Below are 14887 nucleotides of genomic sequence, written 5' to 3' on the forward strand. Positions count from 1 at the left end.
GAGTACCAACCTCGCAGGTATTCCGTCCCCTGTTTGCCCACCTTGTCATGACCGCAACCGAGACGAAGGCGTGCATCCAGCATGCTTGGCATCGTTTGGCAAACGCGCTTTGGATTGCAGGTTCGGCAAACGAGTTCAGTCTTCCGTTCCATGCCTTTTGCGTTTTTCGTAATCATGCATGTAGCCCATGACTTCCAATCGCCCCGTTCTCTCGCGTGTGCGCTCCGAACCACTTGTGTACGTTGGCCGCGGCATATCGCGGTTAGCCTCCGCAATACTACACCCGAGCATTGACGTCGAATACACGCCGCCTGTCTTTTGATTTGAAACATAAGAACGAAGCTCTGCATCATCAATTTCTTATTTCAACCATAGAATCAATAGTTTAATACGCCAGTTCCCAACGCAACGAACAACGGCTTATGACGCTCCTGCAAGACTTACTACAAGCCCACCAGAACAAACGCCTGCTGCGTTTATCTTTCCCGCATGACGATGCGCCCCCAAGCCGGCTCATGGTCAATCGTTTCAGCGGTACGGAATCGTTGTCACGGGACTTCGAGTTCACCGTCGAACTGCTTAGCGACAATGCAAGCATTGGGCTCGAAACGATGCAAGGCAAGTTACTTTGCATTTCATTGGTGCAGGCTAATGGCAAATTGCGGCCATTCACGGGCTACGTTTCTGAATTTAAACTCGTAAAAACCGATGGCGGCGTTGCTTTTTATGAAGCAAAGCTCGTTCCTTGGCTGCACTACGCGCGGTTGCGTCAAAATAACCGTTTGTTTCATAACCAGACCCTTCAGCAGCAAACTGCGGAAATCCTGAAGGAATATGGACAGCTTCCTGTCTGGGAATGGAAAGTCCTGGGTGAACAGCCGCAATACACCATGTGCACTCAATGGTCGGAGTCGGACCACAATTATTTGTCCCGGCGCTGGGAAGCGGACGGCTACGCGTATTGGTACGACCATACGGAGAAGGGACATACGCTGACGATCACCGATGACACTCCCAGTGTCGAGCCTATTGATACGTATCCACCTGACATCCGCTATCACAGCAAGGAAGGTTCTCAAGAAGAAGACGCGATTGCGCATTGGAGCACGCATGGAAGAAATGGAGGCGCGCGGCACGTATTGCCAAGCGCGCGGCAACAACAGAAGCGTCGCCCCAGGGAAGTGGTTTCGGCTGGTCGGTCACTTCAATTACACGGCAAAGGACAATGAATTTCTGATCCTTGAGGTGTATCACGAAGCCAGCAACAATTACCTGCACGGCAAAGACACGGCATCCGAATACAAGAACAGCTTCATTTGTCAGCCCAAGAACGTGCCGTGGCGCCCGGGACGTGGTTTTGCGAGCACCGATACCAAATTGTTGGCGTTGCAAACCGCGCTGGTTGTCGGTCCCGAAGAAAGAGGCAGCCTGAACGTCGACGAATACGGACGCATTCAAGTTCGCTTTCATTGGGACCGCGATGGGACAAGCAGCTGTTGGGTGCGGGTCGCCACCAACTGGGCTGGCGGCGAAAAAGGACTGACGAGCCATCCGCGAGTCGGTTCAGAGGTCGTTGTGCAATGGCTCGACGGTAATCCAGACCACCCATTGGTGACTGGATGTGTGCACAACCAGAGCACGATGCCGCCCTGGAAACTGCCGGAACAACAGGCGCTGACGGGCTTGCGCAGCCGGGAGTTGACCGCAGGCGGCGGCAACCAGCCGGGCGGACGCAGCAACCATCTCGTGCTCGACGATACGGCCAACCAGATCCAGGCCCAGTTAAAGAGCGACCACCAGGCCAGCCAGCTTAGCCTCGGCTATATTACCCGCATCGAGGACAACGCCGGACGCAAGGACCCCAGAGGCCAGGGATTCGAGCTTCGCACGGATGGGCACGGCGCTTTGCGTGCGCAACAGGGTTTATTGATCACCACCGAAGCGCGCCCCGATGCGGAGGCGCACATCACGGACATGGCCGAAACCCTGGCTCGTATGACGCAAGGTCACGACCTGCTCGACAATCTGTCCCAAGCAGCACTGCAGGCTCAGGCCCATCAAAGCGGCGATCAGGATCAGGTCGTCCAGGCGATTCAAGCCCAGATCAAGGCAATCAAAGGGCAGAAAAATTCGCGTGAAAAAGGCCAGTTTCCGGAGTTTCAATCGCCTCATTTGACACTTGCCAGTCCCGCCGGCATAGAAGCCAGCACGGAAGGCTCAACCCATATGATCAGTACTGAGCACAACGCCCTAACTTGCGGTGGACATGCCAGTATTAGCGCCGGAAAAAGTTTGCTGGTCAGTGTCAAGGAGGCCGTACGCCTTTTTGCCTACAAGGCCGGCATGAAATTGGTGTCCGCCAGTGCCGACATCGACATCACGGCATTGAAGGAAAGCGTCAATATTCTCGCCAAGCTGAACATTACGCATTCTGCCAATCGTATCTCGATTACGGCGAAGGAAGAAGTCGTGATCAACGGCGGAGGTAGCTATTCCCGCTGGAATGCATCGGGTATCGAAGAAGGCACCAACGGCACTTGGCGCTCACATGCGGCCCAGCATGCCATGGTCGGACCAGCCAATGGTCCCGTTCCCGAAGCAAAGCCAATCGAGGTTGCATTGAAGGAAACTCCGCCTGAACACCATGTGGCGTTTTCAGTCCAGCACATCCCGGGGCCATCCCCAGCGCTGTTTGCGGGACAACCCTATACGCTGCTGAAAGACGGCGCGGAAATCAAAAAAGGTTTATTCGATGAGTACGGGCGCCTGACGGTGGACAAAGCCGAGAAGGGAGCGACTTATCAGGTTCGTCTACATAATGGCACGCTGCACGATGTGCCGATAGCGCGAGAGCGGATGGAATCCGATCCGGATAGTCCCGAGTACAACGAACAACAGTTATCGAATAAAGGTTATCGGGCCGACGGTGAGGATGCCGAGAAACGGCTATCGCAGCGTAACCGTGGCACTTCCTAATAAGTACATATCAATAGACACCCCATCGATATGACGCTCTCTCAGCCAACCGATCTAACCAGACTTCTTTCAGAGATACAGAATCCTGAAAAGAGTCACGTCGACATGATCAAGCGACGCGCCAAAGGCAGCCTGCAATGGTTTCTTGAAAAGGACAGCAAGACTCATCCTATTCATGACAACAATCACCTGGAATTTCATATTTGCGGGCAAGACGCATTTACTGCTATCGAGAAAGACATTCGCGCGGCGGTCAGTAGTATTGACCTGGTGCTTTGGGGGTTCGACCCTGGCATGGAATTAGTGCGCAAAGGAAACGTCTGGCCACGCGGTACAACCTATGGCGATCTGCTGACCGCAAAGGCGCGTGAAGGGGTAAAAGTTCGCCTCTTGGTCTTTTATGCACACACCCCTTTTGTCGGGTGGGTTCCAGGTTACAACATTGCTTCAAATCTTGTTAACAATGTCCCGGATATCGGAAGTCTGAGCGGTATCCCATGGCCCACGCTGCCGACGGAGTTGAGCGCCCCTGATACTGTTGGCAAGTCAGCGTCGGAGGTGATGGAATTGCGGCAGGAGTATTGCCGTTCATGGTGGCGTATTGCGCTTCGTGGAGGTTTCACCAATCTGGAAATTCGCCTGCGCAAAGCGTATCCAGATGCAATCGGTAAAAATGTGGGGAAATATCTGCCCGGCTCCGTCAGGACTTTGACTGAAGCTGCCGGCATGATGGAAATTGGCACACATCATCAAAAACCGATTCTCATCGATTATGCCCCAGATAAGGCAAACGCCACCAAAGCAAACTCGTGTGGTTATGTCATGGGCCTCAACAGTGTAACGGACTATTGGGACACGAACGAGCACCGCTTTAATGACCCCCTGCGCGAATACAGTCCCGAAGGCGCCTTCTGGACGAAACCCTGGCGCCTGAAACCCTACCGCGATTACGCTATTCGTGTGCAAGGTGAAGCGCTGTACAGCCTCAACAAAAATTTTGTGGAAGGATGGGATAACGCCAGCGGCTATGGCATGGCGAACGGCGCTTCGATTTTCAGCAGTAGCCTGGAAAAGGAGCGCAAATCGGCCCATCCCAAGGATCTTCCTGTGGCACGCGGTGCTCGATGCCGGGCGCAGGTCCTGCGTACCTTCCCGGAAAAAGAAGACGCTACCATCCTCAAGGCGTACGTCCTGGCAGCGTCGAACGCCGTCAATTATATTTATGTCGAGAACCAGTATTTCCAGCTGGACGGCTGGCCCCGTATGATCAAGCAACTGCGGGAGCAGTACTGCCAGGCGATGATGCAGGCTGGCGCAAAACCGGCTGACATCGCGCCGCTGAACATGTTCGTGGTAATCCCGCAGCCCGAGCGTGCCGAGATGGTGCCGAATACCTATGACACCATCAACCAGCTGGGCCAAGGCCGGTCAATCGGCGCCTACGACACACTGGTGCAGGGCCGGCGCAAGGGTGACCCCAAAAACTCGGGCGGCCTCATTGTCAAGGATTCGCTGAAGACCGCTCCCGCCAATCCACGAGCCGAACTTGAAGCCTTGGGCATCAAGACCGTTGTCGCCATGCTGATGACCTATGATGCCGGCAAGGAGGCCGAGCATATCCGGATCAAGAAGCGCGACAACGATGCGCAGGAGGCAGAAGCGAAAGCGAAAGCCAAAGCAGAAGAGAAAGCGAAAGCGGAAGCGAAAGCGAAAGCGGAAGCGGAAGCGGAAGCGGAAGCGGAAGCCAAAAATAGAGCTAAAAATAATACCGATGCCGAAGTTAAAAAAGAAAAAGACGACGATCTGGATACAGGAAATTACAGCGAATACAACGTTATTCCGCGCTCCTACCGGGAGATTTATATTCACAGCAAATTGATGTTCGTGGACGATGTGTACACTACGCTGGGCAGCGCGAACTTGAATGCACGCAGCATGGCTGGCGACAGCGAATTAAACATTTGCACCGAGGAATGGGCTTTTACGAAGGCGGCCCGCAAACGAGTTTGGGGAAATCTGGCTGGTAAGGACTTGGATGGGGCCGAGGGAACGAAGAAAGATGTCGAAACCACACGCAGTAGTTGGCTGGACTTAATGGATCAGAATAAAAAGAATAAGTTGGCTGGGCACCCGCCAGAAAATAATAGCTTTATTCATCCCTTCGAAGATCCACGCGGGGAGCCATTGGTTAGGCTCGCATAAAGTGAAAAAAAACAATAGCGGTGCTACACGCAATCATATATTTTTCGCTGCCAAAGTGACAATCGTCGCTTTGGCACTTCTCTTATCGGGATGCTCCATGAAAGACCATTCACAGGACACAGCGCTGCCGCGCTTTACCAAACTCGAAGCGTTCGACCCTCACCGCGCGGACTTTGTATGCAAGCATGAAGCAAACGTCAATCCACCGATCTCGTCAGAAGCAGAGGCTCTGTTCCAGCAGGCGCTGATGCTCGATAACCATGACCTATGGCCCCAACAGCGTGATTATGCGAAGGTCGCGACCCTGTATGAGCAAGCAATGATACTGGGCCATTGGAAAGCGCAATTCAATCTGGCCGGGTTGTACTTAAGGGGAATTGGTCTATCGCAAGACATTGAAAAGGCTATTACGCTGACCGAGGATCTAATGCGAAAAGGCGTTCCTGCCGCCTGGGACAATATGGGCGCCTATTATATGGGTGGCGTTGGACCGCTCGAGCAGGATGCAACCGTAGCGTATGCATTCTGGCAAAAGGCCGCTGACATGGGGAGCATGGCCGCGCAGACCTATATCGGGGCGAAGCTTCTGGCCGCTAGCGATCAGCCACCGGAGGCGTGGGCCAACAGAAATGTGGGCATGAAGATGTTGGAATGCGCATATGCTCAAGGAGATGGCAGAGCTGGCTATGAACTAGGCTTGGAGTATGCGACGCTCGGTATTTCAGACAAGACAAAAAAAGAGCCGGCGCTTCAGTATTTTCAGCAAGCAGTCAAATGGGGAAGCGCAAAGGCAGCGACTCGCCTTTTCGCTAACTTTGATAGAGGCCCAGCCACTGCATCAAGCGTCATTACCGAGGTCGACAAATCCCGCTCTGAACGTTACTTGGTTCTCGCCAACGCACTCGAAAGAAATCCCGACCTGCGCTTCCCCAACCTAGACAAAATATTGCCGCTACCGCCCGCCAAACTGCCAATGTGGAACGGGGACAAGGAAACCCTCATCAATGCCGCCAAAGCGGTCGTACCCAAACCTGTAACGCCACCCAAACCCGTACCGCTTTCGGCCGGGCCGCGCACTGGAAAAGCCTATATACCCGAAGGCTGGACCCTTCCCTCCGAGCCGCAAACACGGGTGGCAGCCCAATACGAAAGCACCGCCGCGTCACTCGACGGGTATTGGATCGCGCGTCTGATGCATCCCATGACGGACCGCCATCTCGCCTGGAATGCCGCCCAGGTCCCCCTCCATTACGAAAAAGGCGAACTGTTCGATCGCAGCCGTCCCGGTTTGCGTGACGAAGACGGCCGCATCCAGTTTCATTATCTCGGCCAGCCGGTCGAGCAGACAGTGCCGGTTGCGGCCACCGAACATCCATTCGTCATCCGGGGCATTGGCCGTTATGGCGACATGCCCACGCTGTCGCGTCAATGCAAAGGTCACTTTACCTGCCCGCTCACCGGCATATGGCGCGCAGAGGTGCCACAAAGTCATCCATCATCCTCCGTGTTCAATCAATGGTATCGGCAAGCCTATGTGACACAAGGCCGGCATTTCCCCGATCCCAAAGAACAGCATCTTGACATTGGCGCCCATGAGGTTACCTGGCATTGGCTCGGCAATGCCAACGACATGCGTGGCGACCTGGAATATGTCAGCCTGGGCGCACCCGAAGCCGGGGCAGATACGCACGGCGACACAACGTCCTCATCTCCACATAACAAGGGCCGCGATGCGTAACGTAATTCGACTCGGTGACGCCACTTCTCACGGCGGCAAGGTCATGAGTGCGAGCGCATCCCATGTCACGGTTGAAGGCATTGCGGTCGCACGCCTCGGCGATGTTTACAGTTGTCCCATCAAGGGACATGACAACTGCACGATTGCGGAAGGCGATCCGCATCACGTCGTCGACGGCATTCCCGTCGCCTATTCAGGACACAAAACCTCGTGCGGCGCCGTCCTGATTGCGAGCACGGGAAACTTGGGTACACCTTAGCGCGACGTTCACTTGTATGCACAAATGGATTTATCCACTGAATGCGGCGACGATCGTCCATACCGCAATACAGGCCGTACACTGGGTCTTGAAAAGCCGAACGGCAACACTATTGGCAGTTTCAAACGCCCAACCATTTTTAGACGAACGGGTCCGTGCTTAGCGCAAAACAAAAAATTTACCTCAAAATTGCGGCCATACTCGCCCTGGGGCCGCTATTCGTGATCGCGCCTTTCCATATTCCGGTCGGGGTGTGCCAGTCCGAATGGAACGACAGCAAGGGAAACCCAATCAAGGACGCCCCGATCAGCTGTCCGGCCAACGTCAAGCCGCGGGAGGTTGGCGGCAACCGTTACGGCGTCATCGCAGGGAAGACCTACCGCATCGACGTTTGGCATGTCCATGAACCGGCCACGCTGTGGCAGTGCATGACTGGCGTCGCATGCATTCCGATACCGATCCGCGCTCGCACTACCACCACGATGTCATTCACGCACGAGGATAGCGACCCCGACATCGGCCGGCTGCGCGCGCTCGGTGTCGGTGACTACATGACCGACGGACGTTCGCTGTTCAGTGACACGCGTCGGGTTACAGCGGACGCACCACCCGTCAACATCGACAAGCTCAAAATGCTGACATGTCCCTCGCACTTTGGAACCGCGTTGACCACGGAAACCGAGCCATGCGCATGGTATGCCAGCGATGGTCACTATGTGCTTTATGGTGCAGACGTGGTCGAGGGAGCTGATCTGGCGACGTTCAGGGCCGACCTGCCGGTGCGAGAGCTGGACACGAGAAATACGAACGATGGCGTCTTCGCCCGTGACCGGAACGCCGTTTATGTCGGCGCAACCCGGCTGGCCGGGGCCGATCCCGCGACGTTCGGCGCCTTCAAGTCAGGCTTCCCAGATTGCGGCCGCATCTGCCTCATCGACGCGCAGCACACGTGGCGCTTGACGGCCAGTGGTGTCGAAGAAGTGGAACTTTCGCCGGAAGATCTGGCCGAACTCCGTAAAGCCCTGCAAGAGACGCTGGCCAAACGCGCCATGCATTCGTCCCCTTGACTGCTCACGAGCTTAGTGCGTCAGCTCGGCCTGCGCCGCATCCGCCTTGTTCAACCGGCTGTTCCGCATCCCATACCCAAAATACGTGAGAACGGCCACCGCCATCCAGATGGTGAACACCGTATAAGTCGTGCTGGACAATCCGCCGACGAGATACAGGCACGCGAGGATCGACAGCCCCGGCACGAGGTAAGGCCCGAACGGCACGCGAAAGCCCTTGCGGCCCGTCTCGCCCTGCTTGCGGCGGATGACCGGCACCGCGATCGACACGACCATGAACGCGACCAGCGTGCCCATGCTCACCATGTCCCACAGGAAGGTGGAGTCGACGAGGCCCGCCACGGCGCCCACGGCGATGCTGACGATCAGCGTGTTCGTCACCGGCGACTGCGTGCGCGGATTGACTTTGCGGAAGGCGTTCGGCACGAGGCCGTCCTTGGCGATGGCGTACAGGATGCGCGTCTGGCCGTAGATCGTCACCAGCGTCACCGAGAACACGGAGATGACGGCGCCGGCCGACAGCACGAGCGCCGGCCATGCCTTGCCGGTCACGTTCTGCAGGATCACGGCGAGGCCCGCTTCCTGGCCCGCGAACATCGACGCCGGCTGGGCGCCGAGGGCCGCGATCGCGACCAGCATGTAGAACACGGTGACGATGACGAGGGCGGCCAGGATGCCGATCGGGACGTCGCGCGTCGGATCCTTGACCTCTTCGCCGGCCGTGGCGATGGTGTCCAGGCCGATGAACGAGAAGAACACGGTGCCCGCGGCCGCCGTCACGCCGGCCAGGCCGCCGACGCCCTTGCCGTCCGCCGGCCAGACGAACGGGTGGAAGTTGTTGATGTCGAAGCCGGACAGCGCGATCGCGGAAAAAAACACGAGGATCGCCAGCTTGATCAGCACCATGATGGCGTTCGTCGTCGCCGATTCCTTGGTACCGCGGATCAGCAGGACGCAGCACAGCACGACGAGCAGGATCGGCGGCAGGTTGATGTGCCCCGTGTGGAATTCGACGCCGCCGTGCTTGCCCGCGACCACCAGCGGCGAGCGCAGCGCGTCGGGGATCTGCCAGCCGAGCGCGTTCTGCAGGAAGTTGTTCAGGTAATCGGACCAGCCGATGGCCGTCGCGCTGGCGGCCAGGCCATACTCCAGCAGCAGGCAGGCCGCGACGATAAACGCGGCGAACTCGCCCACGGTGGCGTAGGCGAACGAATACGAGGAGCCGGCGGCCGGCACGCGGTTGGCCAGTTCGGCATAGCACAGCGCGGTGAGGCCCGCGGTGATGGCGGCCATCAGGAACGACAGCACGACGGCCGGACCGGCCTTCGGCACGGCTTCCACCATCGTGAAGAAAATACCGGTGCCGATCGTGGCGCCGACGCCGATCATCGTCAGGGGAAACAAGCCCAGCGAGCGGCCCAGGGCGTGGGCATGGCCGTCATCGAGCTTGTGCTCGGACGTCTTGGTACGAAAGAGCTTTTGGCTCAGTGTCTGGTTCACGTCGTCGTCCTCTTGGCGCGGGTAGCGCTGTAGTCTTGTCCAAAGTCCGCGATTATAGGGCCAGTTTCCGGCACCGCTTTCACTGCGGGAAAAAAATACTTCCGTTAAACCTGCATTTTTAATGCAGATTTATGTAGAATACGCCCATGGAGTTAGAATACGCTCGTAACCACTGAGCTGATCCGATGCGACTCACCCGATTTTCCGATATTGGCCTGCGTGTCCTGATCTATCTGGAACGCGCGGGAGAACGTCTGCATCCGGTAACGGTGGCCGAGATCGGCAAGCAATTCGACATCCCGCTGAACCACCTGGTCAAAGTGGTCGGGCAACTGGCCAAGCTGGGCTGGGTGCAGGCGACCCGCGGACGCAACGGCGGCCTGCGCCTCGCCGCCGATCCCGCCACGCTGACGATCGGCCAGGTGCTGCGCAAGCTGGAAGGCGAAGACGACGAACTGGTCGACTGCGACGGCACGGACTGCGCGCTGAAGATGGATTGCCAGCTGCGCGGCATGCTGCGCGCAGGCATGCGGGCGTTCTACGACGCGATGGACCGTTACACGCTGGCCCACGCCACCGCCGGCAACACGGGCGAACAGGTCGTGCGCATGCACCGCATGTTTTTGGATGGCGCCGCAGCGAAAACCGCCGTGGCCCTGCCCGAGCCGGTGAGCGAGGACTAACTTCAAATTTGATGGCAAGCCCGCCGCGCGGGCCTTTTTTTGAATCTTAAATCTGCATTTTAAATGCATAATTAAAGGAACCACCATGATTTCGGAAGCTTCCCGCCCCTACATCGATGCCAGCGTCCCCGTCCTGCGCCAGCACGGCCTGACGATCACCAAGCTGTTCTACACGAACATGCTGGGCGCGCATCCTGAACTGACCCGCATCTTCAACATGGGGAACCAGGCCAGTGGGGCGCAGCAGCAGTCGCTGGCATCGGCGGTGTTCGCGTACGCGGCCAACATCGGCAACCCGGGCGCGCTGGGTCCCGTCGTCGAGCGCATCGTGCACAAGCACGTATCGGTCGGCATCCGCGCCGAGCACTACCCGATCGTCGGCAAGCACCTGCTGGAATCCATCGCGGCCACGCTGGGCGACGCCGCCACGGAACCGCTGCTGAACGCGTGGAAGGAAGCCTACAACTCGCTCGCCAAACTGCTGATCGAAGCGGAAGCGAACCTGTACAGCACGGCCGGCATCCAGCCGGGCGACACCCGTCCGATGCACGTCGTCGAAGTCAAGACGGAATCCGTCAACGTGCTGTCGATCCGCTTCGTCCCCGCCGACGGCAAGCCGGTCCCCGCGTTCAAGCCGGGCCAGTACGTCAGCGTCGCCGTCGACCTGCCGGGCGGCCGTCACCAGCTGCGCCAGTACAGCCTGTCGGATGCGCCGAATGGTGAAAACCTGCGCATCTCGGTGAAGCGCGAAGACGGCGTGAACGATACGCCGGCTGGTGAAGTGTCGAACTGGCTGCACGCCAACGTGAAGGTCGGCGCCACGCTGCAGGTGTCGCACCCGTTCGGCGAGTTCCTGCCGGAGACGGAAGGCGACGCACCCCTCGTGCTGCTGTCGGCCGGCGTCGGCGTCACGCCGATGGTCTCCGCGCTGAAACGCGTGGCGCAGGTGAATCCGCAGCGCCGCGTGATCTTCGCGCACGCCGCTCGCGACGCCGGCCACCATGCGCTGCGCGCGGAAGTCGAAGGCCTGGTGTCCGTGATGCCGAACCTGTCGGTCGTGACCTTCCACGAGGAGGGTCAAGGTGCCGCCGGCGTGATCGAAGGCCGCATGGACGTGGCGAAGCTGCCGGCATGGTCGCACGACGAGGCGTCGGTCTACCTGTGCGGCCCGCACAAGTTCATGCAGGTCCAGTGGCTCGGTCTCCTGAACGCGGGCGTGCCGGCCGGCCGCCTGTACCGCGAGGTGTTCGGGCCGGAGCTGCTCGACCACCTGCTGTAATCGAAACGCCGGCCTTCGCGCCGGCGTTTTTAATTCACGACCTGGACGAGCTTCCCGCTCACGGTCCGCTGCGACGGATTGCCATACACGCGGATGCCGCCGGAACCACCGTTCTGCGCGACGAGCGACTGGCGCACGTTCGCGGTCATGCCACCCGATCCCGTCGACGACAGGTCCGCCTGCTCGCTGACGAGGTCCGCCAGGTCCAGGTGGCCGGAGCCGTTCGAGCGCGCCGCCAGGTGGCGCACCGCACCCGTCACGCGCAGCTGGCCGGAGCCGTTCAGGCTCGCCGTCAGGCGCTCGCCCTGCATGCGGCCCGCGACGACGCGGCCGGAACCATTCAGGGTCAGGTTGCCGCCGCTGCTTTGCAACGTCGTCGCGTCGATGCTGCCCGAGCCGTTCAGTACCGCGTCCAGGCCGGCGACGCGGCCCGTCAGCAGCACGGAACCCGATCCCCGCTCTTCCACCACCAGCGGTCCGCCGTTCAGGTCCTGCACAGACATGCGGCCGGACCCATTGTGGCGCACGTCCGTCAAGCGCGGCACCGTATAGGTCACGCGCACGGGATTGTTGGTGCGGAACGAGCGCTCCTTCTCGATGACCAGCCGGTCGCCGCGCAGCTCCGTGCGGATGAACGGCAGCAGGTTGCTGTCCGCCTCCACGACCAGCGACGTCGCCGGGCCGACGCGCACGTCGACGGTGATCGTGCCGTTCACTTCCAGCGCCGGCACGGTGGCGATCGTGCGCTCGTCGCGCGCGGGCACGCCGTTACCTTCGATGGAATCGCTGGAGAATGGCGTGCGGACCTGGTAGTCGCCATCGCCGCCCGGGGCGACGATGATGGCGCAGCCGCCGAGGATGGCGCAGGTGAGAGCGATGGCGAACGGAGTACGCATGGTGGATGGCCTTGTTGTTATTGACCATGCCACTCTAGCAAGGGTACCCGGGGTCGTCCGCCTGCATGCGACGGACGGTGTAAAACGCGGAACGAACGGAGGAAAACCTGCGACGACCGTCAGCGCTGGCCCAGGCGCGTATCGCCGAACAGATGCTTGTACTCGTGCGGCTGCGAGCGCCAGTACTGCGGCGGCGCGCTGACCGTCGCCCCCAGTTCCGCCGCCGCATGCCACGGCCAGCGCGGGTCGTACAGCATCGCGCGCGCCAGCGCCACCATGTCCGCCTGGCCGGTCTGCACGATGGTCTCGGCCTGCTTCGCTTCCGTGATCAGGCCCACGCCGATGGTCGGCATTGGCGTGTTCGCCTTGATGCGCGCGGCGAACTCGATCTGGTAGCCCGGACCCACAGGGATCTTCTGGTGCTGCGACAGCCCGCCGCTCGAGACGTGGATGAACTGGCAGCCCAGTTTTTCGAGCGCTTTGGTCAGCACGAGGCTCTGTTCCAGGTCCCAGCCGCCCTCGACCCAGTCGCTGGCCGAGATACGCATGCCGACCACCATCTCGGGCGACACGGCCGCGCGCACGGCCTCGAACACCTCGAGCGGAAAGCGCATGCGGTTTTCCAGCGAACCGCCATATGCATCGTCGCGCCGGTTCGACAGCGGCGACAGGAACTGGTGCAGCAGATAGCCATGGGCGCCGTGCAGTTCGATGGCGTCCAGGCCCAGCGCATCGGCGCGGCGCGCGGCGGCGACAAAACCGTCCTTCACGCGCTGCAGGCCGGCGGCATCGAGCGCCAGCGGCACGGTCTCGCCCTCCGCGTGCGGGATCGCGGACGGCGCCACGGTCTGCCAGCCATTCTCATGGTCGGCAGGGATGTTCGCGCCGCCCTTCCAGGGCACCTCGCTCGATGCCTTGCGGCCGGCGTGCGCGAGCTGGATGGCGATCTTGATCGGTGCGTGCTTGCGCATCGCATTGACGACGGGCTCCAGCGCCGCCGCATGCTCGTCGGACCAGAGGCCCAGGTCGGCATAGGTGATGCGCCCCTCTTCCGTCACGGCGGTCGCTTCGATGATGAGGAGACCGGCACCGGACAGTGCGAGGTGGCCGAGGTGGATCATGTGCCAGTCGGTGGCGAAACCGCGGTCGGCGGAGTACTGGCACATCGGCGCGATGGCGATCCGGTTCGCCAGCTCGAGCGGGCCGAGCTGGATCGGAGAAAACAGCTTGCTCATGGGTGAAGACTCCCCTTTGTGTTCCAAAGAACCAGTCTAGCGCGCATGGCGCAAACGCGCTTTCAACCGGCGCGCACCACCATGATCCCTGCCCGCAACCCCACGCGCACGTCGGGATTCGGAAACACGACGCACTCCTCGTCGTGCTGAACGGTATAAACGGTATCGCCGTCGCGCGCGATCACGTCACCCTTTTTCAGCGGCGTGAAGTTCTCTGTGTCGCGCCCGAAGCTCATCGTGAACGCATCGGACAGCTTGGTGATCGACTGGGCCGTGTTGAACACGATGGGTTGGTTGCCGCCCGCCTGCGCCTGCCCGCGCAGCAATCCGTGCAAGGCCGACGCCATCGCCGCGAACTGCGACAGGTCGTTCTGCCCCAGCGTGCCGATGCGTCCCAGTTCGACGGTGGTGCCCGCGGCGCCGTGCCGCTCGGCCGTCCAGTAACTGTACGTGCCCGCGGATGCCGGGTTCATGATGACGGCTTCGATGCCGCCGAGGCCCAGCCACGCGATTAGCGCGCGGCGAGGCTCGTCCGCGATCAGCTCCGGCACGATCGCGAAGCGCGGATAACGCGAGCCGCGGATCGCCGTGTGCAGGTCGAGGTGCCAGCGGCGCGGGCCGCTGCCGTCGAAGAATGCAGCCGTGGCTGCGATCAGCGTGTCCGCCCGGCCGGCTTCGAAGGTGCCGGCCAGGTCGCCGCGCTGGTCGCGGAACATGCGGTTCAGGTCCGCGTCGATGAAGCGCTTGCCGGCCGCGATGGCGTCGATGTTCCCGACGCACAGCATCAGGTCCACCGCGACCTCGCCCGGCGTGCGCGACAGGGCCTCGATGGCGTAGGCCACCATCTCGATCGGCCCCGTCTCGTCGCCATGGACGCCCACCGACAGCAGCACGGCGGCACGCGCTGCCGACGGCGTCGCAGCCTTCACGGTCAGCACGCCCTTCGCGGGCAGGCCGACCGTGAAGCCGGCTTGCGCGAAGCGGGCGGCGACCTCGCCGAAGTCGCCTTCGGCAAGTGCCCGGATTTCCTTCGGTAAGGTGGCCGCCATCGC

12 protein-coding genes are annotated in these 14887 nt (G+C 60.3%); 8 read left to right on the top strand and 4 right to left on the bottom strand.

The features are described from left to right. The first annotated feature begins 422 nt into the window (after nt 1-422). The 6 genes from QPK29_RS22180 to QPK29_RS22205 all read left to right on the top strand — a co-directional run bounded on the left by QPK29_RS22180 (nt 423) and on the right by QPK29_RS22205 (nt 8242). The gene (locus QPK29_RS22180) at nt 423-1229 is read left to right on the top strand and encodes a type VI secretion system Vgr family protein (protein ID WP_371771348.1); all 807 of its coding nucleotides are present in this window, start codon (nt 423-425) and stop codon (nt 1227-1229) included. Next, the gene (locus QPK29_RS22185) at nt 1111-2976 is read left to right on the top strand and encodes a type VI secretion system Vgr family protein (RefSeq protein ID WP_371771349.1); all 1866 of its coding nucleotides are present in this window, start codon (nt 1111-1113) and stop codon (nt 2974-2976) included. The genes QPK29_RS22180 and QPK29_RS22185 overlap by 119 nt, the downstream gene beginning before the upstream one ends. Before the next feature lie 105 nt (nt 2977-3081). After that, the gene (locus tag QPK29_RS22190; RefSeq protein ID WP_371771350.1) at nt 3082-5178 is read left to right on the top strand and encodes a phospholipase D-like domain-containing protein; all 2097 of its coding nucleotides are present in this window, start codon (nt 3082-3084) and stop codon (nt 5176-5178) included. Nucleotides 5179-5275: 97 nt separating this feature from the next. Further along, on the top strand, nt 5276-6916 hold the full coding sequence (locus tag QPK29_RS22195; protein WP_371771351.1) for an SEL1-like repeat protein: 1641 nt from the start codon (nt 5276-5278) through the stop codon (nt 6914-6916). Continuing rightward, complete coding sequence (locus tag QPK29_RS22200) at nt 6909-7175, top strand: PAAR domain-containing protein (protein WP_371771352.1); 267 nt, start codon at nt 6909-6911, stop codon at nt 7173-7175. The genes QPK29_RS22195 and QPK29_RS22200 overlap by 8 nt, the downstream gene beginning before the upstream one ends. Before the next feature lie 155 nt (nt 7176-7330). Then, nucleotides 7331-8242, top strand: a complete 912-nt coding sequence (locus QPK29_RS22205) for a hypothetical protein (RefSeq protein ID WP_371771353.1) — start codon at nt 7331-7333, stop codon at nt 8240-8242. Nucleotides 8243-8254: 12 nt separating this feature from the next. On the opposite strand, the gene QPK29_RS22210 is transcribed toward QPK29_RS22205, so the two are convergent. Further along, on the bottom strand, nt 8255-9742 hold the full coding sequence (locus QPK29_RS22210; protein ID WP_056123808.1) for an APC family permease: 1488 nt from the start codon (nt 9740-9742) through the stop codon (nt 8255-8257). A gap of 185 nt (nt 9743-9927) precedes the next feature. Between QPK29_RS22210 and QPK29_RS22215 the strand changes: the two genes are divergently transcribed. Together QPK29_RS22215 and QPK29_RS22220 are read left to right on the top strand one after the other, a co-directional pair. Continuing rightward, on the top strand, nt 9928-10425 hold the full coding sequence (locus tag QPK29_RS22215) for an RrF2 family transcriptional regulator (protein ID WP_371771354.1): 498 nt from the start codon (nt 9928-9930) through the stop codon (nt 10423-10425). An 85-nt stretch (nt 10426-10510) separates the two neighbouring features. After that, nucleotides 10511-11704, top strand: a complete 1194-nt coding sequence (locus QPK29_RS22220) for a globin domain-containing protein (protein ID WP_371771355.1) — start codon at nt 10511-10513, stop codon at nt 11702-11704. Between the two features lie 29 nt (nt 11705-11733). Here QPK29_RS22220 and QPK29_RS22225 read toward each other — a convergent pair whose 3' ends face one another. From QPK29_RS22225 to QPK29_RS22235, 3 genes are all read right to left on the bottom strand, one after another. Continuing rightward, the gene (locus tag QPK29_RS22225) at nt 11734-12600 is read right to left on the bottom strand and encodes a head GIN domain-containing protein (RefSeq protein ID WP_056123801.1); all 867 of its coding nucleotides are present in this window, start codon (nt 12598-12600) and stop codon (nt 11734-11736) included. A 119-nt stretch (nt 12601-12719) separates the two neighbouring features. Next, nucleotides 12720-13835, bottom strand: a complete 1116-nt coding sequence (locus QPK29_RS22230) for an NADH:flavin oxidoreductase/NADH oxidase (protein WP_056123797.1) — start codon at nt 13833-13835, stop codon at nt 12720-12722. Nucleotides 13836-13897: 62 nt separating this feature from the next. Continuing rightward, the gene (locus QPK29_RS22235; protein WP_371771356.1) at nt 13898-14884 is read right to left on the bottom strand and encodes a succinylglutamate desuccinylase; all 987 of its coding nucleotides are present in this window, start codon (nt 14882-14884) and stop codon (nt 13898-13900) included. Nucleotides 14885-14887 lie beyond the last annotated feature (3 nt).

Origin of the sequence: Massilia orientalis (genome assembly GCF_030411975.2) — a bacterium.
Lineage (GTDB): Bacteria > Pseudomonadota > Gammaproteobacteria > Burkholderiales > Burkholderiaceae_D > Telluria > Telluria orientalis.

Coding starts and splice junctions, on each gene's coding strand:
- QPK29_RS22180 (WP_371771348.1), top strand. CDS start 423: ATGACGCTCCTGCAAGACTTACTACAAGCCCACCAGAACAAACGCCTG.
- QPK29_RS22185 (WP_371771349.1), top strand. CDS start 1,111: ATGGAAGAAATGGAGGCGCGCGGCACGTATTGCCAAGCGCGCGGCAAC.
- QPK29_RS22190 (WP_371771350.1), top strand. CDS start 3,082: ATGATCAAGCGACGCGCCAAAGGCAGCCTGCAATGGTTTCTTGAAAAG.
- QPK29_RS22195 (WP_371771351.1), top strand. CDS start 5,276: ATGAAAGACCATTCACAGGACACAGCGCTGCCGCGCTTTACCAAACTC.
- QPK29_RS22200 (WP_371771352.1), top strand. CDS start 6,909: ATGCGTAACGTAATTCGACTCGGTGACGCCACTTCTCACGGCGGCAAG.
- QPK29_RS22215 (WP_371771354.1), top strand. CDS start 9,928: ATGCGACTCACCCGATTTTCCGATATTGGCCTGCGTGTCCTGATCTAT.
- QPK29_RS22220 (WP_371771355.1), top strand. CDS start 10,511: ATGATTTCGGAAGCTTCCCGCCCCTACATCGATGCCAGCGTCCCCGTC.
- QPK29_RS22225 (WP_056123801.1), bottom strand. CDS start 12,600: ATGCGTACTCCGTTCGCCATCGCTCTCACCTGCGCCATCCTCGGCGGC.
- QPK29_RS22230 (WP_056123797.1), bottom strand. CDS start 13,835: ATGAGCAAGCTGTTTTCTCCGATCCAGCTCGGCCCGCTCGAGCTGGCG.
- QPK29_RS22235 (WP_371771356.1), bottom strand. CDS start 14,884: ATGGCGGCCACCTTACCGAAGGAAATCCGGGCACTTGCCGAAGGCGAC.